Annotated in this window: 25 protein-coding genes; 15 read left to right on the top strand and 10 right to left on the bottom strand. The window is 53.4% G+C overall.

The window, feature by feature from the left end:
* Positions 1–65 precede the first annotated feature (65 nt).
* The 3 genes from znuA to lpxM all read left to right on the top strand — a co-directional run bounded on the left by znuA (position 66) and on the right by lpxM (position 3,485).
* On the top strand, positions 66–1,037 hold the full coding sequence (znuA, locus tag WFP70_RS01740) for a zinc ABC transporter substrate-binding protein ZnuA (protein WP_058960184.1): 972 nt from the start codon (positions 66–68) through the stop codon (positions 1,035–1,037).
* A gap of 14 nt (positions 1,038–1,051) precedes the next feature.
* Entirely contained in the window at positions 1,052–2,380 is a 1,329-nt protein-coding gene (gene mepM / locus WFP70_RS01745) for a murein DD-endopeptidase MepM (protein WP_034828661.1), read from the top strand.
* 127 nt (positions 2,381–2,507) lie between these two features.
* Positions 2,508–3,485 carry a lauroyl-Kdo(2)-lipid IV(A) myristoyltransferase gene (gene lpxM / locus WFP70_RS01750; protein WP_337022423.1) on the top strand — a complete coding sequence of 326 codons (978 nt, stop codon included), beginning with the start codon at positions 2,508–2,510 and terminating at the stop codon, positions 3,483–3,485.
* Positions 3,486–3,510: 25 nt separating this feature from the next.
* Here lpxM and WFP70_RS01755 read toward each other — a convergent pair whose 3' ends face one another.
* From WFP70_RS01755 to WFP70_RS01765, 3 genes are all read right to left on the bottom strand, one after another.
* Positions 3,511–4,746, bottom strand: coding sequence for an MFS transporter (locus tag WFP70_RS01755; protein WP_182058046.1), 1,236 nt, complete (start codon positions 4,744–4,746; stop codon positions 3,511–3,513).
* A gap of 92 nt (positions 4,747–4,838) precedes the next feature.
* Complete coding sequence (gene pyk / locus WFP70_RS01760) at positions 4,839–6,281, bottom strand: pyruvate kinase (RefSeq protein ID WP_038646525.1); 1,443 nt, start codon at positions 6,279–6,281, stop codon at positions 4,839–4,841.
* A gap of 117 nt (positions 6,282–6,398) precedes the next feature.
* Positions 6,399–7,244, bottom strand: coding sequence for a MurR/RpiR family transcriptional regulator (locus WFP70_RS01765; protein WP_337022724.1), 846 nt, complete (start codon positions 7,242–7,244; stop codon positions 6,399–6,401).
* Between the two features lie 373 nt (positions 7,245–7,617).
* Here WFP70_RS01765 and zwf point away from each other — a divergent pair, with 373 nt between their 5' ends.
* From zwf to WFP70_RS01780, 3 genes are all read left to right on the top strand, one after another.
* Positions 7,618–9,093: a glucose-6-phosphate dehydrogenase gene (zwf, locus tag WFP70_RS01770; protein ID WP_337022424.1), complete on the top strand. Its 1,476-nt coding sequence runs from the start codon at positions 7,618–7,620 to the stop codon at positions 9,091–9,093.
* Between the two features lie 182 nt (positions 9,094–9,275).
* Positions 9,276–9,719 carry a hypothetical protein gene (locus WFP70_RS01775; protein ID WP_337022425.1) on the top strand — a complete coding sequence of 148 codons (444 nt, stop codon included), beginning with the start codon at positions 9,276–9,278 and terminating at the stop codon, positions 9,717–9,719.
* Between the two features lie 198 nt (positions 9,720–9,917).
* Positions 9,918–10,556, top strand: coding sequence for a bifunctional 4-hydroxy-2-oxoglutarate aldolase/2-dehydro-3-deoxy-phosphogluconate aldolase (locus WFP70_RS01780; RefSeq protein ID WP_034828669.1), 639 nt, complete (start codon positions 9,918–9,920; stop codon positions 10,554–10,556).
* A gap of 81 nt (positions 10,557–10,637) precedes the next feature.
* Here WFP70_RS01780 and purT read toward each other — a convergent pair whose 3' ends face one another.
* Entirely contained in the window at positions 10,638–11,816 is a 1,179-nt protein-coding gene (gene purT / locus WFP70_RS01785) for a formate-dependent phosphoribosylglycinamide formyltransferase (RefSeq protein ID WP_034828670.1), read from the bottom strand.
* 161 nt (positions 11,817–11,977) lie between these two features.
* Here purT and WFP70_RS01790 point away from each other — a divergent pair, with 161 nt between their 5' ends.
* The gene (locus tag WFP70_RS01790) at positions 11,978–12,619 is read left to right on the top strand and encodes a tellurite resistance TerB family protein (protein WP_337022426.1); all 642 of its coding nucleotides are present in this window, start codon (positions 11,978–11,980) and stop codon (positions 12,617–12,619) included.
* Positions 12,620–12,636: 17 nt separating this feature from the next.
* On the opposite strand, the gene WFP70_RS01795 is transcribed toward WFP70_RS01790, so the two are convergent.
* Positions 12,637–13,509, bottom strand: a complete 873-nt coding sequence (locus tag WFP70_RS01795; protein ID WP_337022427.1) for a LysR family transcriptional regulator — start codon at positions 13,507–13,509, stop codon at positions 12,637–12,639.
* 92 nt (positions 13,510–13,601) lie between these two features.
* On the opposite strand from WFP70_RS01795, the gene WFP70_RS01800 reads away from it, so the two are divergent.
* Together WFP70_RS01800 and WFP70_RS01805 are read left to right on the top strand one after the other, a co-directional pair.
* Positions 13,602–14,114 carry a phenolic acid decarboxylase gene (locus WFP70_RS01800; RefSeq protein WP_176505730.1) on the top strand — a complete coding sequence of 171 codons (513 nt, stop codon included), beginning with the start codon at positions 13,602–13,604 and terminating at the stop codon, positions 14,112–14,114.
* A 127-nt stretch (positions 14,115–14,241) separates the two neighbouring features.
* A complete protein-coding gene (locus tag WFP70_RS01805; protein WP_337022428.1) occupies positions 14,242–16,305 on the top strand; it encodes a prolyl oligopeptidase family serine peptidase in 2,064 nt (687 codons plus the stop codon).
* Here WFP70_RS01805 and exoX read toward each other — a convergent pair.
* A complete protein-coding gene (exoX, locus tag WFP70_RS01810; protein WP_038646533.1) occupies positions 16,299–16,967 on the bottom strand; it encodes an exodeoxyribonuclease X in 669 nt (222 codons plus the stop codon). The genes WFP70_RS01805 and exoX overlap by 7 nt on opposite strands.
* Positions 16,968–16,974: 7 nt before the next feature.
* Positions 16,975–17,205, bottom strand: a complete 231-nt coding sequence (locus WFP70_RS01815; protein ID WP_034828680.1) for a DNA polymerase III subunit theta — start codon at positions 17,203–17,205, stop codon at positions 16,975–16,977.
* A gap of 153 nt (positions 17,206–17,358) precedes the next feature.
* On the opposite strand from WFP70_RS01815, the gene copC reads away from it, so the two are divergent.
* The 5 genes from copC to WFP70_RS01840 all read left to right on the top strand — a co-directional run bounded on the left by copC (position 17,359) and on the right by WFP70_RS01840 (position 20,068).
* Positions 17,359–17,736, top strand: coding sequence for a copper homeostasis periplasmic binding protein CopC (copC, locus tag WFP70_RS01820; protein ID WP_337022429.1), 378 nt, complete (start codon positions 17,359–17,361; stop codon positions 17,734–17,736).
* A gap of 3 nt (positions 17,737–17,739) precedes the next feature.
* Positions 17,740–18,621, top strand: a complete 882-nt coding sequence (copD, locus tag WFP70_RS01825) for a copper homeostasis membrane protein CopD (protein WP_337022430.1) — start codon at positions 17,740–17,742, stop codon at positions 18,619–18,621.
* A 28-nt stretch (positions 18,622–18,649) separates the two neighbouring features.
* Complete coding sequence (locus WFP70_RS01830) at positions 18,650–18,997, top strand: YebY family protein (RefSeq protein ID WP_337022725.1); 348 nt, start codon at positions 18,650–18,652, stop codon at positions 18,995–18,997.
* A 468-nt stretch (positions 18,998–19,465) separates the two neighbouring features.
* A complete protein-coding gene (locus WFP70_RS01835; RefSeq protein WP_337022431.1) occupies positions 19,466–19,792 on the top strand; it encodes a hypothetical protein in 327 nt (108 codons plus the stop codon).
* A gap of 108 nt (positions 19,793–19,900) precedes the next feature.
* Positions 19,901–20,068 (top strand): hypothetical protein, encoded by a 168-nt coding sequence (locus WFP70_RS01840; protein ID WP_337022432.1) that lies wholly within the window; start codon positions 19,901–19,903, stop codon positions 20,066–20,068.
* A gap of 42 nt (positions 20,069–20,110) precedes the next feature.
* Here the strand turns inward: WFP70_RS01840 and WFP70_RS01845 are convergent, their stop codons facing one another.
* The 3 genes from WFP70_RS01845 to WFP70_RS01855 form a co-directional block, all read right to left on the bottom strand.
* Positions 20,111–20,389 (bottom strand): hypothetical protein, encoded by a 279-nt coding sequence (locus WFP70_RS01845; protein WP_160869865.1) that lies wholly within the window; start codon positions 20,387–20,389, stop codon positions 20,111–20,113.
* A 62-nt stretch (positions 20,390–20,451) separates the two neighbouring features.
* The gene (locus WFP70_RS01850; protein WP_160833641.1) at positions 20,452–20,712 is read right to left on the bottom strand and encodes a DUF3761 domain-containing protein; all 261 of its coding nucleotides are present in this window, start codon (positions 20,710–20,712) and stop codon (positions 20,452–20,454) included.
* A gap of 255 nt (positions 20,713–20,967) precedes the next feature.
* The gene (locus WFP70_RS01855; protein WP_337022433.1) at positions 20,968–21,699 is read right to left on the bottom strand and encodes a class I SAM-dependent methyltransferase; all 732 of its coding nucleotides are present in this window, start codon (positions 21,697–21,699) and stop codon (positions 20,968–20,970) included.
* A 251-nt stretch (positions 21,700–21,950) separates the two neighbouring features.
* On the opposite strand from WFP70_RS01855, the gene WFP70_RS01860 reads away from it, so the two are divergent.
* Positions 21,951–22,598: a metallophosphoesterase gene (locus tag WFP70_RS01860; RefSeq protein WP_034828689.1), complete on the top strand. Its 648-nt coding sequence runs from the start codon at positions 21,951–21,953 to the stop codon at positions 22,596–22,598.

Here is a 22,598-nt window from a genome sequence, read left to right on the forward strand (position 1 = left end):
TTGCATTGAATTTCGAATGTTATAATATCACATTCCATCAACAGGTCACGATGGAATGACGCATTATGTTACACATTAAGCAGCGCTTCGCTTTCACTCTTCCTGCTGCGGCTCTCGCCGCCGCCTGCGCGATGCCCGCGCACTCAGCCGTAGTGGCTTCAATCAAACCGATCGGATTTATCGCAGCGGCCATTGCAGATGGCGTGACGCCAGTGGAAGTGCTGTTGCCCGATGGCGCTTCAGAGCACGATTATGCTTTACGTCCTTCTGATGTAAAACGTATTAAAAACGCGGACTTAGTGGTATGGGTTGGACCAGAAATGGAGGCGTTTCTGACCAAGTCAGCGGCAGAGTTACCTGAGGCTAAAAATCTCGAAATAGCGGCGATGCCAGGGGTGAAACCGCTACTGATTCGTGGTGGTGAAGACGAGGACGAACATGAGCACGGTCACGATCATGAGCATGACTCAGATAAGTCTGATGACCAGGAGCCGTCTCATACACACCACCACCATGGTGAGTTTAATATGCACCTGTGGATGTCACCTGAGATTGCGCGACAATCTGCGGTTGCAATCCACGGAAAATTATTGGAACTTATGCCGCAAAGCAGAGCCAAACTTGACGCGAACCTGCAGCAGTTTGAAGCAGAATTAGCAGATGCGGATAAGCATATTGGCGCGCAGCTTGCCCCCGTTAAGAGTAAGGGTTATTTCGTTTTTCACGATGCGTACAGCTACTTTGAAAAACACTACGGTTTGTCCCCTGCTGGACATTTCACCGTCAACCCTGAGATCCAACCGGGCGCCCAGCGTTTACATCAAATACGAACACAGTTGGTTGAGCAAAAAGCCGTATGCGTTTTTGCTGAACCACAATTCAGGCCGGCCGTCATCGATGCCGTGTCTCGCGGAACCAACGTGCGCAAAGGCACACTTGACCCGCTGGGCATGGGAATCAGCTTAACCAAAGACAGCTATGTGAAATTCCTCTCACAGTTGTCGAGCCAGTATGCGAGCTGCCTGAATGGAGCATAGAGGAATAAGTAAAAGTGCAGCAGATAGCCCGCTCTGTCGCCCTCGCATTTAATAATTTGCCGCGTCCCCACCGCGTTATGCTGGGTTCATTAACCGTTATCACGTTGGCCGTCGCTGTCTGGCGGCCTTACGTTTACCATCCCCATGATGTTGCCCCCATCGTGAAAGACATCACGCTGGACAAAAACGAACTGCGCACGCTGTTACCCGAAGCCAGTGAGCCGATTGATCAGACCACGGTTGAACCGGAAGAAGAGATTCCGGCCGATGACATCGATAAAGATGTGCAGGACAACCCGAATCAACACGATTATACCGTTTCCTCTGGCGATACCCTGAGCAGCGCACTGAATCAGTACGGTATTGATCTCAGTGATATCAATGCGTTAGTCAATAGCGATAAAGACTTCCGTAACCTGCGCGTCGGTCAGCAACTCAGTTGGACGTTGGATGCGGATGGTCAACTGCAAAACTTTACCTGGGAAGTGGATCGCCGTGAAACCCGCACTTACGAGCGCCAGCCGAATGGCAGCTTTAAGATGCAGCAGGAGATGCAAAAGGGCGAGTGGCAAAATAGTGTGCTGAAAGGTGAAGTGCGTGGCAGCTTTGGTGCCAGCGCCCAGCGTGCAGGCTTGACCAGTGCTGAAACCAGCAACGTTATCAAAGCCATGCAGTGGCAGATGGATTTCCGCAAACTGCGCGCCGGTGACGATTTTAGCGTGCTGATGTCACGCGAGATGCTGGATGGCAAAAGTGCGCAGAGCCAGCTGCTCGGCGTGCGTCTGCGTACCGGTGGCAAAGATTACTACGCGTTCCGCGCGGAAGATGGAAAATTCTACGATCGCAACGGCTCAGGCCTTGCGCGTGGTTTTATGCGCTTCCCGACGGTGAAACAGTATCGCGTTTCCTCCAACTTTAATCCGCGCCGTCTTAACCCGGTAACGGGCCGCATCGCACCACATAAGGGGGTCGATTTCGCGCTGCCGATCGGTACACCGGTATTGGCCGTGGGTGATGGTGAAGTGGTGATGGTCAAAAATGGCGGGGCGGCGGGTAACTACGTGGCCATTCGTCACGGTCGTCAGTATATGACCCGTTATATGCACCTGAGTAAGGCGCTGGTGAAACCAGGACAGAAAGTGAAGCGCGGTGACCGTATTGCACTGTCTGGCAACACCGGGCGTTCTACGGGGCCGCATCTGCATTATGAAGTGTGGATCAACAATCAGGCTGTCAATCCACTCACGGCAAAATTGCCGCGTATGGAAGGGCTGACCGGTAAAGATCGCAGCAACTATCTGGCGGACGTGAAGAGCTATCTGCCACAACTGGCACTGAAATAACCCATTTCTGTAGCCAATAGTGAAAAAACCGACGAATTATTCGTCGGTTTTTTGCTATCTGACGCAGGATGATTGCAAAATTAACCACCGTCACTATCATTGTCCCGTCATTGTCAGAGGCGAGTGCATGGAAACCCGAAAGAAAAATAACAGTGAATTTATTCCCGTTTTTCAACGTTCTTTTTTAAAACCGAAATACTGGGGCAACTGGCTGGCGATTGGTGCGCTGGCGGGTATGGCAATGCTGCCTGCCAAAGTGCGCGACCCGATTTTGGGTGGATTGGGGCGGTTTGCCGGTAAGCTGGCAAAAAGTGCGCGTCGTCGTGCGTTGATCAATCTCTATTATTGCCTGCCGGAGTTAAGCGAAGCACAGCGCGAAGAGATTGCTGATCGTATGTTTGCCACCGCGCCACAGGCGATGGTGATGATGGCTGAGTTGGGGATGCGCGATCCGGCTCGTGTGCGCCAACGCGTTGACTGGCACGGCCGTGAAATTATCGAAGCCCTGCAGACCAACAAAGAGAACGTGATTTTTCTGGTGCCGCACGGTTGGGCCGTGGATATCCCGGCGATGCTGCTGGCGTCAGAGGGCCAGATGATGGCGGCCATGTTCCATAATCAGAGCGATCCGCTGCTGGATTATGTGTGGAACACCGTACGGCGTCGCTTTGGTGGCCGCATGCATGCACGTAATGACGGCATTAAGCCATTTATCGCCTCGGTGCGTCAGGGCTATTACGGTTACTATCTGCCGGACCAGGATCACGGCCCGGAGCACAGTGAATTTGTGGATTTCTTTGCCACCTATAAAGCAACACTGCCAGCGGTCGGCCGATTGATGAAAGTGTGTCGAGCGCGCGTGGTGCCACTGTTTCCGGTGTACAACAGCGAGACCCATCGTCTGGAAATCTATGTGCGTCCGCCGATGGACGATTTGCTGGATGCCGACGATAACACCCTGGCGCGGCGAATGAATGAGGAAGTTGAGATATTTGTGCGGCCGCATCCAGAGCAATACACCTGGATTTTAAAGCTGCTGAAAACGCGTAAAGAAGGGGATATTGAACCTTATGCGCGTAAGGAGCTTTATCCTCGCAAGAAATAACGAAGGGGCCGATTGGCCCCTTTGATTATTCTACCGCTTCAACGTGGCTGCGTCGGATACGTTCACGCAGAAACAGTGTGACCAGGCCAAACCACAGCACACCTGCCGCAAAATTGATGCCGCTGAACCATGGCGTGCCACCACTGAAGTAGCCTGCTTTTGCCAGTTCAATCCCGATGGCCAATGTTAGAATACTGATCATTCCCAGCATGGCTGCCACGCTGCCTTTACCTTCGCTGCTGGAATACAGCGTCAGACGATACAGACCGGCGTTGACCATGCCCGCACCAAAGGCATACAGACTTAATCCTGCGGTCAGCAGCAGGTAGGTATGGCTGTCGAGCAGGTTAGCCAGCAACGAGATGCTTAAACCCAGCAGAATCGGCCACGCCGCGAATTTGACCGGCTGCTCGATGGGAACGCGACCCGCCAGTTTACCCAGCGTCAGGTTGCCAGCGATCATGGCAAGGAACACTGGCAGTTGCAGCAACGCATACTCCATGCGCGATAAGCCCTCGTCATGCATCAGAATCACGGGCGACAGGGCAACCCAGGTCAGAATCGGAATAAACACCAGGCCAATAGCGAAAGATCCATACATCACCTGACGATCGCGTGCCAGACGGCCATAGGCGCGTGCCAGATTCGGCAGGGCAATGGAGTGGCTACGATCGCCAGCGGTTTCCGGCATGATGCGCCACAGCACCACAAAAGCCACCACGCTACAAATCGCAAACAGCCAGAACATGCTGCGCCATTCACCCACGGTTAACCAGGCGGCACCCGCCAGCGGACCGGCCAGCGGGGCTAAGAGGGCCACGTTGGCCATTAGCGCCATCATGCGCACCGCTAAAGCCTCATCAAACGCTTCCTGCACGGCGGCATAACTGACTGCACCGATAAAGCACAGGCTGATGCCCTGGATAAAACGCAGGGTGACAAACTGTTCGATGTTCGTGACCCAGGTGGTCAGAATGCAGGCCGCAGCAAAGAACAGAATGCCGAACAGCAGGACTGGACGGCGACCATATTTGTCCGAGAGCGGGCCGAGCAGCCACTGCAGCACCACGCCGCCCATCAGATAAGCAGTAAGAGAAGTCGACACCCATTCCGGGCCGACGTTGAATTCAGAAGTGACCAGCAGCATGCCGGGCTGAATCATGTCATGGGCGATGTAAGTCGCGAACTCAAACAACACCAGCGCGAGCGGGAACAGCAGCACCCGTCCGGTGAGTTGGGTAATCGGTTGATAGCGGGCCATCTGGCCTCCTTGTCAGAAAAAATAAAAACGCGACTGCCAGGCAGTCGCGTTTATCCATGTTGTTACAGCCGCTGTGAGTGGTGCGTGAGCGTTTAGTCTACGCGCAGAACACGGCTGGTGTTGGTGGTGCCGGTGGTTGCCATCACGTCGCCCTGGGTGACAATCACCAGGTCGCCCGAAACGAGGAAACCTTTGTCGCGCAGCAGGTTCACTGCATCATGCGCGGCGGCTACACCATCATTGTTGCTGTCGAAGTAAACCGGGGTCACGCCGCGATACAGCGCAGTCAGGTTCAATGTACGTTCGTGACGTGACATAGCGAAGATCGGCAGGCCAGAAGTGATACGTGACGTCATCAGCGCAGTACGGCCCGATTCGGTCATGGTGATGATGGCAGAAACCCCCTGCAGGTGGTTGGCTGCATACATCGCGGACATCGCAATCGCTTCTTCCACGTTGTCGAACTGCACTTCAAGACGGTGCTTAGACACGTTGACGCTTGGGATTTTTTCCGCACCGAGACACACTTTCGCCATCGCAGACACGGTCTCCGCTGGATACTGACCGGCAGCGGTTTCTGCTGACAGCATCACGGCATCGGTACCATCCAGCACGGCGTTCGCCACGTCCATCACTTCAGCGCGGGTTGGCATCGGGTTGGTGATCATCGACTCCATCATCTGCGTGGCGGTGATGATGGTACGGTTCAGCTGACGCGCACGACGAATCAACGCCTTCTGGATCCCTACCAGTTCTGGATCGCCAATTTCAACGCCGAGGTCGCCACGCGCGACCATCACCACGTCAGAGGCGAGAATGATATCATCCATCGCTTCCTGAGACGCAACGGCTTCTGCACGTTCGACTTTGGCCACCAGTTTGGCATCACAACCTGCATCGCGCGCCAGTCGGCGAGCGTAGTTCATGTCTTCACCATTTCGCGGGAATGACACGGCCAGGTAATCCACGCCGATTTTCGCGGCGGTAATGATATCGACTTTATCTTTCTCAGTCAGCGCTTCGGCAGACAAACCGCCGCCGAGTTTATTGATGCCTTTATTGTTGGAGAGCGGGCCGCCGACGGTGACTTCGGTGAAGACTTTCACACCCTGAACTTCCAGCACCTTCAACTGTACACGACCATCATCCAGCAGCAGGATGTCGCCCGGCACCACGTCTTCTGGCAGGCCTTTGTAGTCGATACCGACTTTCTCTTTATCACCTTCGCCTTTGCCCATATCCGCATCCAGCAGGAAGCGATCGCCGACATTCAGGAAGACTTTGCCTTCTTTGAAGGTGGAAACACGAATTTTTGGACCTTGCAGGTCGCCCAGAATCGCCACGTGACGGCCAAGCTTAGCGGCAATCTCACGCACCTTGTTGGCGCGCATCTGGTGGTCTTCCGGGGTGCCGTGGGAGAAATTGAGTCGCACCACGTTCGCGCCCGCCGCGATGATTTTTTCGAGGTTATTGTCGCGATCGGTGGCTGGGCCGAGGGTAGTTACGATCTTGGTTCTTCTGAGACGTCTTGACATGAAGGACTCCGTTGACAAAGGTTCGTGTCACTCTCTAGGGGACACGGTGTAATCGCATATTCTATATGATCGATGGGCTGTGATTCGACTCACATTGTGAATGTGATGTTAATTATTTTACTGCACCCGCTTTTCCAGGCGCGAATCCTTAAGCGCTTCTTTCACCCGTTTCAGATTTTCGCGGAAAGCCGCGCCACGCTCAAGGGTAAAACCTGTCGCCAAAACATCAACCACGGTTAATTGCGCAAGGCGGGAAACCATCGGCAGGTAGATATCCGTATCTTCAGGTACATCGAGCGTCAGTGCGAGGGTTGCTTCTGCCGCAAGGGGTGAACCCGGAGAGGTGATAGCCAGTACTGTGGAAGCGTTTACACGTGCCAGGCGAGCCAGTTCTATCATATTTTTGGTTCGACCAGTATGTGATATGAGAACAAAAACGTCATTTGGTCCACTATTTATGCAACTCATGCGCTGGATCACAATATCCTCTGACCAGATGACCGGCAGATTAAAGCGCAGGAATTTATTGGTCGCGTCGTGCGCCACCACCGCAGAGGCGCCGAGACCAAAAAAGGCGATTTTTTGTGCCTGAGTCAGGGCTAGAACCGCTTGATCAATGACCTGAAGATCCAGCTGTTGGCGCACATGACTTAAGCCGGCGAGGGCGGAATCAAAAATCTTGTGGCTGTAACTTTCGACGCTGTCATTTTCTTCCACATCGCGACTGACCCAGTTCGGACCTTTCGCCAGACTCTGTGCCAGGCGTAACTTGAAGTCAGGGAAGCCGCGCGTACCCATACGATGACAAAAGCGATTGACGGTCGGTTCGCTGACGTCGGCGGCACGCGCCAGGGTGGCGATGCTGGAGTGCATAGCCTGCTGCGGAGCGGCCAGAATCTGTACTGCCACTTTCCGTTCTGATTTGCTCAGCGCGTTAAGTTGCGCCTGAATATGTTCCAGCATGTCGTTAACCCGATGCGTCTCAATCACTTTCGTCGCGTTCATCACCTGATAAAACGCTGCCAATTCACAACAATATACCGTGTAATACACCCTCGCACGCAGCAGCGGACAAATGTAAGCGCGTTTTTTTTGTCATACTTTGATCGTTGCCGGGTTTTAACCCGACAAACATCGAAACAGAAAAAGCGCGAAAAGCGCACACCACAACACACCTTTGTTCGCCATCATGTTCAAAGTAATGGCTAATGCCACACCGCGTCTGGGTTGTTCCGATGCGGGGAAAAAAGTACATTGTGCTGTAAGAAAATTACAATAAGGACCTGGGATGATGAGGACGCTCAAACCGGGTATATCCTGCAACGAGGAGAGGAAAATGGCGGTAACACAAACAGCCCAGGCATGCGATCTGGTTATTTTCGGTGCCAAAGGCGATCTTGCTCGCCGGAAACTGTTGCCTTCACTGTATCAGCTGGAGAAAGCCGGTCAGATTCACGACACCACACGCATCATCGGCGTGGGGCGCGCGGAGTGGGACAAAGACGCGTACACCAAAGTGGTGCGTGAAGCGCTGGAAACCTTCATGAAGGAGAAAATCGACGAAGCGCTGTGGGATAAACTCAGCAGCCGTCTCGATTTCTGCAACCTCGACGTTAACGACACCTCACATTTCACCAAACTGGGCAAGATGCTTGACCAGAAAGATCGTGTCACCATCAACTACTTCGCTATGCCGCCGAGCACCTTTGGCGCCATTTGCGATGGACTGGGCGCCGCCAAGCTAAATGCTAAACCGGCGCGCGTGGTGATGGAGAAGCCGCTCGGCACCTCGCTCGAGACCTCGCGAGAGATCAATGACAGCGTTGGCAAGTACTTCGAAGAGAGCCAGGTGTTCCGTATTGACCACTATCTCGGTAAAGAGACGGTACTGAACCTGCTGGCTCTGCGTTTCGCCAACTCTATCTTCGTGAATAACTGGGATAACCGTACCATCGATCACGTGCAGATTACCGTGGCGGAAGAGGTGGGTATCGAAGGTCGTTGGGGTTACTTCGATAAAGCTGGCCAGATGCGCGACATGATCCAGAACCACCTGTTGCAGATCCTCACGATGATCGCCATGTCACCGCCATCCGATCTCAGTGCGGATGCCATCCGTGATGAGAAAGTTAAGGTGCTGCGTTCGCTGCGTCGTATTGACCAGACCAACGTGCGTGAAAAAACCGTGCGTGGCCAGTACACCGCCGGCTTCGTGCAGGGCAAAAAAGTACCAGGGTATCTGGAAGAAGAGGGCGCGAACAAGCAGAGCGCCACCGAGAGCTTCGTGGCGATCCGTGTTGATATCGACAACTGGCGCTGGGCGGGCGTGCCGTTCTACCTGCGTACCGGTAAGCGCTTGCCGACCAAATGCTCTGAGGTTGTGGTGTACTTTAAGAACCCAGAGATGAACCTGTTCAAAGACTCCTACGCTGAACTGCCGCAGAACAAGCTGACCATTCGTCTGCAGCCGGACGAAGGGGTGGATATCGAGATCCTAAACAAAGTGCCGGGTCTGGATCACAAGCACAAACTGCAGACTACCAAGCTGGATCTGAGCTACTCCGAGACCTTCAACCAGTCGCATCTGGCGGATGCCTATGAGCGTCTGCTGCTGGAAACCATGCGCGGTATTCAGGCGCTGTTTGTACGCCGTGACGAAGTGGAAGCGGCGTGGGGCTGGGTGGATTCCATCATTGATGCATGGAACGCCGATGCCGAAGCACCTAAGCCTTATCAGGCCGGCACCTGGGGCCCGGTGGCTTCCGTCGCGATGATTACGCGTGATGGCCGTTCCTGGAATGAGTTTGAATAATTTGTGATGGCACAGCCAGTGATCTAACGGCTGATTAGGTATTAGAGACCACAGACAAACGCTTTCGATGATGATCACCGAAAGCGTTTTTTTATTTCTGTAAAATGTAAGCGTTGACGGGTCAGAAAGCGTGTAACAGTATTTGCTGCACGGAGCAGGTTGATCAAATAAAGGATTATTGTGTGAATAAGCTGGTAAAAAATGCATGGAGTTCAGCCGGTATGATATTGGGAGCGATAGCTCTGATTATCAGCCTTATCCATTTCTCAACTGGGCCTTACTCGGCACCTCCTTCGCTTGAGAGTGTCGTTGCCAGACACGTTGGCGAGATTAAAAAAGGCGTTATCGACGGATTGAAAGGCAAAGCTCCTTCCTCAAGTGAACCCGCCAGGAAAATCAATATCGATCAAATACTGACTACCGTTGTTCTTAGCCTCGCCACGGCGGCCTTACTCATGGCCTTCGTTGGTGGTATGCGTAAAGAGAACAAATGGAGTGTCAGGGGCGCGCTGATATTTAGCTGCGGAACGCTCGCATTCCATGCCATTTTGCTGGGCATGGCATTTGCGTCCGCGATTATCCTGCTACTTATCGTGTTGTCATTGATATCTGGGTTTTTCGGATAAAGATTTGTCTCAGGCAATGGGGATGAATGATGCAGAAGGAAAAAAACTTCCCACTTGAAAATTCATTTTTCTTAAAATTGAACCAGAGTTTCAATAATTTTTGATATCCGATAGACGCCGCTCCAGCCAATCTTGTATGGTAGAGCCCAAACATTGACAGCCGGATGTGAGTCGGGCTGATGCCACTAAGGAAACCTGATGAAGAACTGGAAAACCACTGCTGAACAGATCATGACAACGGGCCCGGTTGTGCCGGTGATCGTGGTGAACAAACTGGAACACGCCGTGCCGATGGCCAAAGCGTTGGTGGCCGGCGGTGTGCGTGTGCTGGAAGTGACGCTGCGTACGCCGGTCGCGATGGACGCGCTGCGTGCGATGATCAAAGAAGTGCCAGAAGCGATTGTCGGTGCGGGCACAGTGATCAACACCCAGCAGCTGAAAGAGGTGACTGATGCCGGTGCGCAGTTCGTGATCAGCCCAGGTCTGACCGAGCCGTTACTAAAAGCCGCAGTTGAAGGTCCGGTACCACTGATTCCGGGCATCAGCACCGTTTCTGAACTGATGTTGGGTATGGATTATGGCCTGCGTGAGTTTAAGTTCTTCCCGGCTGAGGCGAATGGTGGTGTTAAAGCGCTGTCAGCGATTGGCGGTCCTTTCCCACAGGTGCGCTTCTGCCCAACCGGCGGTATCTCACCGGCCAACTATCGTGACTACCTGGCGCTGAAAAGCGTGCTCTGTATTGGTGGTTCGTGGTTGGTGCCGAACGATGCGCTGGAAAGCGGCGACTGGGATCGCATTACGCGTCTGGCTCGCGAAGCCGTTGAAGGCGCGAAGTAACGCATCTGGCAGGGTGCGAATCATTGGAACTGAAAGGGCGGCCTGGTGGCCGCCCTTTTTCGCTGTCAGCAGCTGAGGGAATTAGCCCTCTACTTTCACGGCTGCGGCACTCGCCACGGCACGCGCAATCGCCTCATCGGTATTGTCACCGGTAGCCAGCGCTACGCCCAGACGACGTTGACCAGCAATCTCTGGCTTGCCGAACAGACGCAACTGCAGTCCCGCACCCAATGCCGCTTCGATGTTCACGAACTGCACATTGTTGCTATCCAGCTGTGGCAGAATCACCGCCGAAGCCGCCGGGCCATACTGGCGAATGCCACCAATTGGCAAGCCAAGGAACGCGCGCACATGCAGAGCAAACTCGGACAGATCCTGAGAAATCAGCGTCACCATGCCGGTATCGTGTGGGCGTGGCGAGACTTCGCTAAACACCACCTCATCACCGCAGACAAACAGCTCAACGCCAAACAGACCGTATCCGCCCAGCGCTTTCACCACTTTAGATGCGATATCTTGTGCACGCTGCAGAGCCAGGTCGGTCATCTGCTGTGGCTGCCAGGATTCACGGTAATCGCCATCTTCCTGACGATGACCAATCGGCGCGCAGAAATGGATGCCATCCACTGCGCTGATGGTCAGCAGGGTGATTTCGAAATCAAATTTCACCACACCTTCGACGATCACGCGACCGGCACCGGCACGTCCGCCTTGCTGCGCGTAATCCCAGGCTTTATCCAGCTGGCTCGCTTCGCGGATGAAACTCTGACCTTTGCCCGATGAGCTCATTACTGGTTTAACGATGCACGGAAAACCAATTTCATTGGCGGCTGCGACGAAATTCTCTTTGCTGTCAGCGAACTGATAGGTTGAAGTCGGTAACGACAACTCTTCTGCCGCCAGACGGCGAATACCTTCGCGGTTCATGGTCAGGCGCGCAGCACGCGCGGTAGGTACCACTTTCTGGCCTTGAGCTTCCAGTTCCAGCAGTTTTTCAGTGGCAATAGCTTCAATTTCTGGCACCACAAAGTGCGGCTTCTCCAGCGCAATTAACGCAGCCAGCGCATCACCGTCCAGCATATTGATCACATGGCTACGGTGTGCAACGTGCATCGCAGGGGCATCGGCATAACGATCCACGGCAATCACTTCCACACCCAGACGCTGACACTCCAGCGCCACTTCTTTGCCCAATTCGCCTGAACCTAACAGCATCACACGCGTTGCGGCAGGGCGCAGCGCGGTTCCGAGAGTCGTCATAATTTCACCTTAGCAGTCAAAATGCGCGCGCAGTATATACGAAAACGTTTGCGTACTCACGCTTTCGCCTTCATCAGGTTTGCCATACTTTTCCCGCTCTGACGTTACCTGACACTCGCTACGGCAGCATGGAACGCGGAAACTTAAACAGGAGTTAAACGATGAGCAATTGGTTGCAGCAAATCCAGTCGGTGCTGGCGAAGAAGGGCGGCGACGGCAAAGCCGGTGGATTGAGCGATATGCTGGCCCCCGGCGCGCTGGGTGGTTTAGCGGGATTGCTGGTGGCCAGCAAGTCCACGCGAAGCCTGTTGACCAAATACGGCGGTAAAGCCTTGCTGGTCGGCGGCGGTGCGGCTGCCGGTGCGGTGCTGTGGAATAAGTACAAACAGCGCGTGCGTGAAACCCATCAGGATGATCCGGGATTTGGTCAGTTGCAGACACCTGTGGATCAACGCGCTGAACGTTTGGTGACGGCGTTAGTGTTCGCCGCCAAAAGCGATGGTCATATTGACGATCGCGAACGTGCCGCTATTGAGCAGAATATCCATCAGGCGGGTTATGGTTCACAGGCGGAAACGCTGATCCAGCAGGCGATGAACCGTCCACTCGATCCACAGTGGCTGGCGGCAGATGTGAAAAACGAAGAAGAGGCGCTGGAACTGTACTTCCTCAGCTGTGCCGCCATCGATGTGGATCACTTTATGGAGCGCAGCTATCTCTCTGCACTGGGTGATGCCCTTAAGATCCCACAGGATGTGCGCGACGGCATTCAGCGCGATATTCAGGCGGAGAAAGCGGCGTAATGATGCTGAAGCCTGGATCATATCCAGGCTTTATTGCGCATCAGATCGAGCAGCGTTTGCAACTGTGCATCAATAACAATGATCTCGTTATTGATCAGTAAATGCAGCGCTGTAACGCGACGAACGCCCTGTTGCAGTGGCAGCATCTTCAATATTCCTGCCGCCAGGGCGGCTTGAATACGGGTCTCCGGTAACCAACCATAACCAACCTGATGCATTACCGCTTCAATTGCGGCCTCGATGGTGGAACAAGCCCAGATCTCTCCCTGATGGTGCTCCTGCAGTACGCTAAAATGCTGATGATCGGCAATGCGGATCAGCGGATATTCCGCTAACTGCTCAGCACTAACCGCACCGTTCAAGTGATGTAACGCATGCTGGTGGTGCGCAACAGCCACGAAATCCACATTCATCATCCATTCGCCCCGGCCTGTCCCGGGCTGGCGCTGGCTCAATACCATTACATCCGCCTGGCTGTTATCCGGTATCTGCGTTTCCAACACCTCGGTGACGTTAACCTGCGTACCTGGATAGAGACGCTGGAATTCACTCAGCACACTGAACAAATGCTCGCGCGGCAAGATGCTATCCACCATCAGTTCGATGCGGCTGCGCTCACCGTTGCGCATAGCGCTGGCGGTGCTTTCCAGCGCGTAGAAAGCTTTCAACAGTGGCCTGACCTGCGCCAGAAGCTTCTCGCCTGCAGGCGTCAGCACGGTGCGCCTTCCTTTGGTCTCCAGCAAGGTGACTTCAAGGCGTTCTTGCAGCATGGCGAGGTTATAGCTTACCGAAGACTGGCTGCGATGTGTCGACTCGGCCGCGCTGGCGAAACTGCCGCGCAGCACCACCTCATTTAACAAGCTCCACTGTTCCAACGTTGATTTATGCATATCATCTAAATTTTGAATGAATTTTATCGAAACATAGCGTTATTCATCAGGTAAGTGAAGGCGTAATCTGGCTTCAAACCAAAGGAGAACACATTATGAGCACCTTCGATAAAAATGATTTGGCTGGATTTGTTGGCAAACACCTTATCTATACCTATGACAATGGCTGGAACTATGAGCTGTATATTAAAAATGCCAGCACCGTTGATTATCGTATTCATAGCGGGATGGTGGGTAATCGTTGGGTTAAGGACCAGCGCGCCTATATTGTGCGAGTCGCGCAAGAGGTCTACAAAGTTTCCTGGACTGAACCCACCGGCACTGACGTCAGTTTGATCGCGAATCTGGGAGACAGATTGTTTCACGGTACGATCTTCTTCCCCCGCTGGGTGATGAACAACCCGCAGCAGACGGTTTGCTTCCAGAATGAACATCTCAACGAAATGAATCGTTATCGCGAAGCGGGTCCAGCTTATCCCACTGAAGTGATCGACGAATTTGCCACCATCACACTGGTGCGAGATTGCGGTGCCGATAATGATGAGGTCATCGCCTGTGCGGCCAGTGAATTGCCCGCTGATTTTCCAGCTAATTTGTTGCGTTAACCACCCTTGACGAGGGAGCGCATGAAAAAGCGCTCCTTTCGTTACACTTCCTTTGCGCTGCTGCTTGGCTTCCCGCGTGATAAGTGCCACGCTTGCTGAATGTTGTCTTTCAGGGAAAGGAGCCAGAATGAACCAGCCGCAAGCGAAAAAAATCCCCCACGTCATGAACCTGCACGGCGAATCGCGCACCGATAACTATTATTGGCTGCGCGATGACGAGCGTGAAAACCCAGAGATTTTGGAGCATCTGCACGCCGAGAATGCGTACGGTAAAGCGATGATGGCGTCGCAAGATCCTTTGCAGGAACGGATATTAAAAGAGATTGTCGACCGCATCCCACCGCAGGACCACTCCGTTCCCTACGTAAAAAACGGCTATTGCTATCAAAGCCGCTATGAGGTAGGCAACGAATACCCGCTCTATTTTCGTCAATCGGTGAACGCACCAGCGGATGAACCCTGGCAACTGCTGATCGACGGCAATCAACGAGCTTCTCACAGTGATTTCTATACCATGGGCGCACTGGCGATCTCACCCGACAACCAGGTGATGGCGCTGGCGGAAGATTTTCTGTCGCGCCGCCAGTATGGCATCCGCTTCCGTAACTTAGAGAGTGGTAGTTGGTATCCGGAAGTGCTGAGTGATGCTTCATCCAGCGTGGCGTGGGCCAATGATTCGCGCACGCTGTACTACGTGCGTAAGCATCCGAAAACGTTACTGGCCTATCAGGTGTGGCGCCATGAGTTAGGTCATCCGCAATCAGACGATCAGCTGGTGTATGAAGAGCAGGATGAGAGCTTCCACCTCAGCGTGCACAAAACCACCTCCGAGCACTTCATCCTGATCGCGATGTACAGCACCACCACCAGTGAGATCCAGCTGATTGATGCCGAGTATCCGGATGCGCAGCCGCAGGTATTCTGTCCACGTCGTCGCGATCACGAGTACAGCATCGATCACTACAATCACCAGTTCTATATTCGCTCGAATCGCGACGGCAAAAACTTTGGCCTGTATCGCAGCGCATGGCTGGCGGAGAACCGCTGGCAGGCGTTGATTCCGGCACGCGATAACGTGGTGCTGGAGGATTTCCAGCTGTTCCGCCATTGGCTGGTGGTGGAAGAGCGCCAGCGCGGCGTCAATACGCTGCGCCAGATCAACTGGGAAAGTGGAGAAAGCATCGGGATCGCCTTTGACGATCCGGCTTACGTCACCTGGCTGGCATACAATCCTTCGCCGGAAAGTGACACGCTGCGTTATGGCTACTCATCCATGACCACGCCAACCACGCTGTTTGAACTCAATATGGAGACGGGCGACCGCCGGGTGTTGAAACAGACGCCGGTGCCGGGCTTCAACTCAGATGACTACAAAAGCGAACATCACTGGATCACGGTGCGTGATGGCACTGAAGTGCCGGTGTCGCTGGTCTATCACCGCAAGCATTTCAAACCGGGCAGCAATCCACTGCTGGCTTACGGCTATGGTGCCTATGGCAGTAGCATGGATGCCAGTTTCGGCACCAGTCGCATTAGCTTGCTGGAACGCGGTTTTGTTTACGCGATTATCCATGTGCGCGGCGGTGGCGAACTGGGGCAGCAGTGGTATGACGATGGTCGCCTGAAGAATAAGATGAATAGCTTCACCGACTTCATTGATGTGACGCAGGCGCTGGTGGCGAAAGGCTACGGCAATCCGCAGCAGCTGTATGCGATGGGCGGCAGTGCGGGCGGCTTGTTGATGGGCGGTGTGATGAACCTTGCCCCCGAACTGTTCCACGGTGTTGTGGCGCAAGTGCCGTTTGTCGATGTGGTGACGACCATGCTGGACCCGTCGATCCCACTAACCACCGGCGAATATGACGAGTGGGGCAACCCGGAGCAAGAAGAGTTTTACCACATCATTCGCCAGTACAGCCCGTATGACAACATTGAAGCGAAAGCCTACCCGCATCTGTTAGTGACGACAGGATTGCACGATTCCCAGGTGCAGTATTGGGAACCGGCGAAGTGGGTAGCAAAACTGCGTGAGCTGAAAACCAACGATACACTGCTGCTGCTGTGTACCGAGATGGATTCCGGTCACGGTGGTAAATCAGGGCGTTTTAAAGCCTATGAAGGGGTAGCGCAGGAGTTTACTTTCCTGATCGGTCTGGCGCAGGGCAGCTTGCCAGACCGCGTCGATTATTGATCGACTTTCACGTACTTGCGCAGCGCCTGCCGTAACGGTGGGCGCAAATCGCGCACATTCTCCAGCACCCAGCGTAAGTAGCCGGGATCTTTACGCGCAATGCTGCCAATGCTTTGTCCGCGATATTTACCAAACGGGAACACATCGCCGCTGACTTCTGCGGGCTGACAGCGGCCGACCATATCACTGACGCTCCAGCCGGAGGTCTCCATGATGCGGATCAGCAGCGCAGCGGTGACATAGCAGTCATATAACGCACGGTGCGCATGCAGTTCAGCAGGTGGCGTAACGTCAAGCTTCAGGCTGTGACGCAGTGCCTGGTTTCCGTACTTAATGCCCGGCCACAGCTGGCGCGCCAGCGTCATGGTGCAGATCCATTCACCGGGCATGATCGGCAACATACGACGATCAAAACTGGCATTGTGCGCCACATAATGGGGGCTGCCATGATAGCGACCAATCGCTTCTTCAATGGTCGGCTTATCGGCGACCATTGCTTCCGTAATGCGATGCACCGCCATCGCCTGACGGCTGATAGGGCGGTCCGGGCAAATCAAATCGCTCATTGGATTGACGATCTGGCCGTCGATCACATCCACCGACGCCACTTCGACCACGCCGCCTTGCAAGCCACAGGTTTCGGTATCGATAACGCGTAACATAGATTAATTACTTCTGTTTAGGTTCGTAGGGCAGGCGAGAGAGGCTGAGCGATGCCTGGCGATAGCTCATCAAGCGCTGACGGAACCACTCACGCAGGGCTTCCGGCTGCTCGCGCTCGACCATTTCCGCGATCACGGGCATGTTGTAGCGCTCTTTAAAGGCCACGCCTGCGGCGGCCAGATCGACATTGACTTTGTCTTTCTCTTCCTGCGACAACAGGGCAAGGTTTTGGCTCATGCATTTCTCCTGATAAACAGGGGCAAAAGTAATGGTTTCCCCTTTACGGATCAAGGAAATTGGATCGCACCGCAAGTCTCGACACGTCTTTGCCAGCGGCGTATCCTGCTGCCACGTTTGCGGCAGAGCGCCGCATGGCAAAGGGAAGAAGTGATGAAGAAAACTGCGTTAAACCCGATTGTGGCGATGTTGCTGGCGTCATCCACGTTGGTCTTCAGTCAGTTTGCACTGGCACATGCTCACCTGAAAACGCCGGTTCCCGCCGATAAAGCGGTGATCGACAGCTCGCCACAAAATCTGACGCTGACCTTCACAGAAGATGTTGAGCCTGCCTTCAGCGGTGTTGAAGTGCTCAATGCACAGAATCAGCCGATGGCCGTGGAAAAAGCCAAACTCAACGACAAAAAGCATGATCAGTTGATCGTGCCAATCAGCAAGCCGCTGCCATCCGGCAACTACCAGGTGAACTGGCATGTGTTGTCCGTTGATGGACACAAAACCAAGGGAAGCTACGCGTTCAGCGTGAAGTAATCGATGAGCCTGAGCACGTTGTGGATTAGTCTGCGCGCCCTGCATTTTATTGCGGTGTTATTGCTGGCTGGCAGCGCGTTCTATACGGCTCTGCTGGCGCCGCGGCGCTATCGCCCGGTGCTGGCGCAACGTTTGCACAAAATTTTAGTCACGACAGCGCTATTGAGTCTGCTCAGTGCGGTGTTAATGCTCGCCACGCAAACCGGTTTGATGAGCGGTGACTGGCACAATGTCGCTGACCTGGAAACCTGGCAGGCGGTTTTAGCCACTCGCTTTGGCGCGGTGTGGTGTTGGGAACTGGGGTTCGCACTGCTGAGCACGCTGGCCTTGCTGCTGCGTGGCACACTGCGCCAGCAGCTCTTACTGATAAGTGGTCTGTTGCAGTTGGCGGCGCTGGCAGGCGTCGGACATGCCGCGATGCGCGATGGTTTACCCGGCTTGCTGCAGCAGATCAATCACGCGCTGCATTTGATTGCTGCTGCGTTCTGGACCGGCGGCTTATTGCCTCTCATATTGCTAATGCGTGAAGCCCGTCAGATTACGTATCGCACCGATGCGATTCGCTGCATGATGCGCTTTTCGCGTTATGGGCATCTGGCTGTCTCACTGGCGCTGCTTACCGGGCTGATCAACAGCCTGCTGATTGGCGGCACACCGCTCAATTGGGGCACGACCCTGTGGAGTGCGATGCTGGTGGTCAAAGTGTTGCTGGTAATGATGATGGTGGGCATTGCGCTGATCAATCGCTATGTTCTGGTGCCAGGTTTTCGCGTCGCGGGCAGTCACGCGCCGCAGCAGTTTATTCGCCTGACGCAGCTTGAGCTGCTGCTGGCCATTGTTGTTGTCGGATTGGTTAGCGTGTTTGCCACGCTGTCACCGGCCTGAATTGTCATAAATGAAAAATGAGGTCGACATTTTGCTGAAGAAATTGATTCCAGCCTGCATTCTGATGGCGCTGTGCAGCCAGGCGATGGCCGCACAGATTATTACCGTCAGCCGCTTTGAGATTGGCAAGGACAAATGGCCCTTCACCCGCGAAGAGGTGATGCTGACCTGTGAGAAAGACGGCGCGCTGTTTGCCATCAATCCGAGCACCTTGTTGCAGTATCCGCTGAATGATAAAGCACAAGCACGCGCTGATGCCGGCAAGGGCACACTGCAATCCATCGATACCATCGTGGCGGAAGACAAAGCACATCCTGGCCAGAAAATGAGCCTGCAACCGATCATTGATCGCGCGCAGCAGTTGTGCGGTAAGTAATCCCTGCAAAATTCGGGCGTAGCGCACAGTTTTGCCGCTACGCTTGCTTTCCCGATGTGTCAGCACGATCACAGAGTTGGCAGCTTCCTGACCGCATTGTGACGGTTGGCTGGAAAATAACCACCTTTGGACTACCTTTAAATGGCAAGGCGAACTCGCCTTCAAAAATGCCAACTTTTAGCGCACGGCTCTCAAAGAGCCATTTCCCTGGACCCGATACAGGAATCGTATTGGGTCTTTTTTTATGTAATTGATTTTTATGATTATAATTTACTCCTCACCCAGATTTCCCGAAGTTTGTCCGAAACCTTTATATCCGAATTAAATTCATATCCCGCAATCCTAACCTAATCTTTGCGCAAAATACCCGCAAATCGCCCAGTTATTCACCCAATCGCGCCTCGCTTCACGTGCTACATTTCCTCTCAGCAATACGCCAACCCTGCCAGCCCAAACGAGAGTCTTGAGATGTTCAAATCTGCTGTACTGTTCACCACTATCCTGCTGATCAGTGGCTGCGCCCTGAAACAATACCCGCAATCACCCAAAGTCAGTGATGAAGAAGCGCAAACCTACAATTGTGCGGCACTGGATCAGGAAATTGCGAAATCCCACAGTGTCCAGCAGCAGATCGACATAACCGGTGAGTTTGATGCGCTGACGGTGATTGGTTTCATCGGCGATTTTGGCATCGGCAACGGTATCGCTAAGGCTAGCGCCAACAAGCATGCCTCGGCACGGTTAAATGAGCTGGAACAATTAAAAGCCGTGCGTTGCAGTCACCCAACGGCGTAATGAATTCAAGCCAGCACGAAAGATGCGGACATTTAACAGCAGCCAGTTAGCGTGAAAAATGGTATAAGAGTGCGCACTGTTTTTATTGCCGATTAATAAGGATCCTTCATGGCAAATGCGCAATATCTTCTCTGGGTAATGATTGGCACCTTAACGCTACTAAGCATCTTTATCGGTGTGGTAGTCGGTCGGACGAAAACGCCTCGTGTCGGCTTTGCGACCTTTGCCGGATTATGGGGATTTTTCCTGCTGGCGATATTCTTTCTCTCGCATTAAAGAGCACCGTTTGCCACACGGCTTGTGTGGCAAATCAGTTGGTTAAGCGGTGTGGTGTAAGGCGGCACGATGCTGAGCAATTAGCGTGTCAGCCAGGTGACGATCTTCTTCATGTTGCGAGACGTAATATTCATAGGGATCGCGCACGCCGAGGCTTTCGATATAATCCAGATGGGCTTGTTTCACTTCGCGGTTAATATACTGCACCAGCTCTAATCCCAACTCATCCGCATAAACCGGCGCTTTGCTTTTTATTTCGCGAATCAAGTCCACGTTATTTTGCATAAAAAGCTCCAGATCGATTTTATAATAGTCTTTCATTGCTCACTCCTTAAGAAAATAGTGTCCTTTAAGCCTGGCACATGCTGCTTATTGCGTGTGGCTTAAGATGCCAGCCATTCCGCGACGCCACCATGGCGAGAACAGGTCCCGCGGTGATGCGTGCTGAAACTGTATGACCCATCGCGACAGCGAGCGGTTGCGCCATCGGGAACGTCATTATTTTGCGTATGTGCGGGACGATGAATCGATTGTCCTTCGCTGTTGATGTAATTGCCTTGCTCGATCAGTTCAACATGCTTTTTGGCGTGAGTGGGCATGCTGACAAGCAACAGCATAAGTGTGATAACAGAAAGCGTTTTCATATTCTCATAAAGGAGGAAAGAGGATAGGACGTTATCGGCAGGAAGGAAGAAAGCTTAAATAAACATCACTAATGTAAGCGAAGCGTAAAAAAGCAATGATGAGAATGATAGTTAATATCATTTAACTTGTTCAGAATTGTCTGGATTGATAAAGTGATCGCCGTCCCGCACAGAGCTAACGCCTTTAATGAGCGCCGGAGATAAGCGCCGGACGGGACTTTCATCAGGGCTGCAGGACGCAGCCGCTTTTGAAATTTATTGAGGTTTTCTGGCAGACAATAAAAACATCATTGGACGGTCGCGTTCTTCTTCTAAGCCCGGATTCTGCTTTACCTGCTCATCGGTAGGCCCCCATTCATCAAGATGCACAATCTCGAATCCGGCACCAATCAACGCATTAATCCAGCTGGCTAATTTGCGATGCTGCTTCTTCACGCCATCGGCAAACCAATTACTGATGCGATCGCCTTCCTGTTGATAATGATTGATTGGCCAACTGCGCTGCTGTTGATCATCGACAATCCACTGCTGCTGAAGCGGAGCGGTATAAATAGGGTGTTCGCAGGAGAAGATCAGCATACCGCCAGGTTTTAATGCATCGAACAGGGTGGTGAATAACGGCTCGATGTGACTCAGGTAATGTAATGCCAGTGAGCTGTAGGCAAGATCATAGGTTTTATCGAGCTGCAGAGTGTCTAAATCCGCACGTTGATAGCGAATGTTCGGTGAAGAAGTCATGGCGGTCGCTTGCGCCAGCATCTTTTCTGAGACATCAATCCCCAGGATTTCACGGGCACCATGCTGCTGCGCGTAACGGCAAAACCAGCCGTATCCACAGCCTAAATCAACGACGCGTAAGTCCTGCAGATCGGGCAGCATCGCTCGTAATGCGGGCCACTCAGGTGCGCCATCCAATCCTTCCACCGAGCGGGGTAAAGTAGCATAACCGGCAAAGAAGGTGGGGTTATCGTAAATGTTCTGGCTCATGTTGGCTCCTTTATATGAATCGAAAGGAGTTTAGGTGTTTAGCGCGACAGGAAACAGCGATTAGCCCACAAACAGCAGATGCACCAAACGCGCCAGCGATTCCAGCAACAACAGGCTGCCGAGAAATATAAACACCAGTACACCGATAAATTGTTTACGGCTACTCACGCTGCTCCCTCCCCTGGCTTCAACTCACCGGACTATACTTTATGCCGGGTTCACTAAACTTCCAGTCAACCGGGGAAGATTACATGTTTTACCAAACGGTGAGTGCCAAAACGTGGCGTAACATTTGGGTGGTGGGCGATTTGCATGGTTGCCGCGCTCAACTGGACTCGCAGCTCATTCTGCATGACTTCGATAAAGAGCGAGACCTGCTGCTGTCGGTAGGGGATTTGATCGATCGCGGTCCCGACAGCCCCGGCTGCTTACAGCTGTTGCAGGAGCCATGGTTTCGCTGTGTGCGCGGTAATCATGAACAGATGGCGTTGTCGGCGCTGGAAGGGCAAGACCCTATGCTGTGGATGATGAACGGCGGTGACTGGTTCTGGCAATTAAAAGGGGCGGATTTAATTGCGGCGCGCCATGCGCTGAAACGCTGTGCCGATCTGCCGCTGATTTTGCACCTGGAGTTAGCCGACCGCGTGGTGGTGATCGCCCATGCCGACTATCCAGCCAGCCATTATGAGTTGGGTCAGGACGTGGACTGGCATCAGGTGGTGTGGAGCCGCGATCGCCTCGGGCGTCATCATCGCGGCGCTTCCGCCAGTATCGACGGCGCGAGCGATTTCTATTTTGGCCACACGCCGCTGGAACAGCCGCTCAATGTGGCGAACCAGCATTATATCGATACCGGCGCAGTGTTCGGTAATCGCTTAACGCTGGTTCAGCTTCAGTAA

Source organism: Pantoea sp. USMM079 (assembly GCF_037153115.1).
Taxonomy (GTDB): Bacteria; Pseudomonadota; Gammaproteobacteria; order Enterobacterales; family Enterobacteriaceae; genus Pantoea; species Pantoea communis.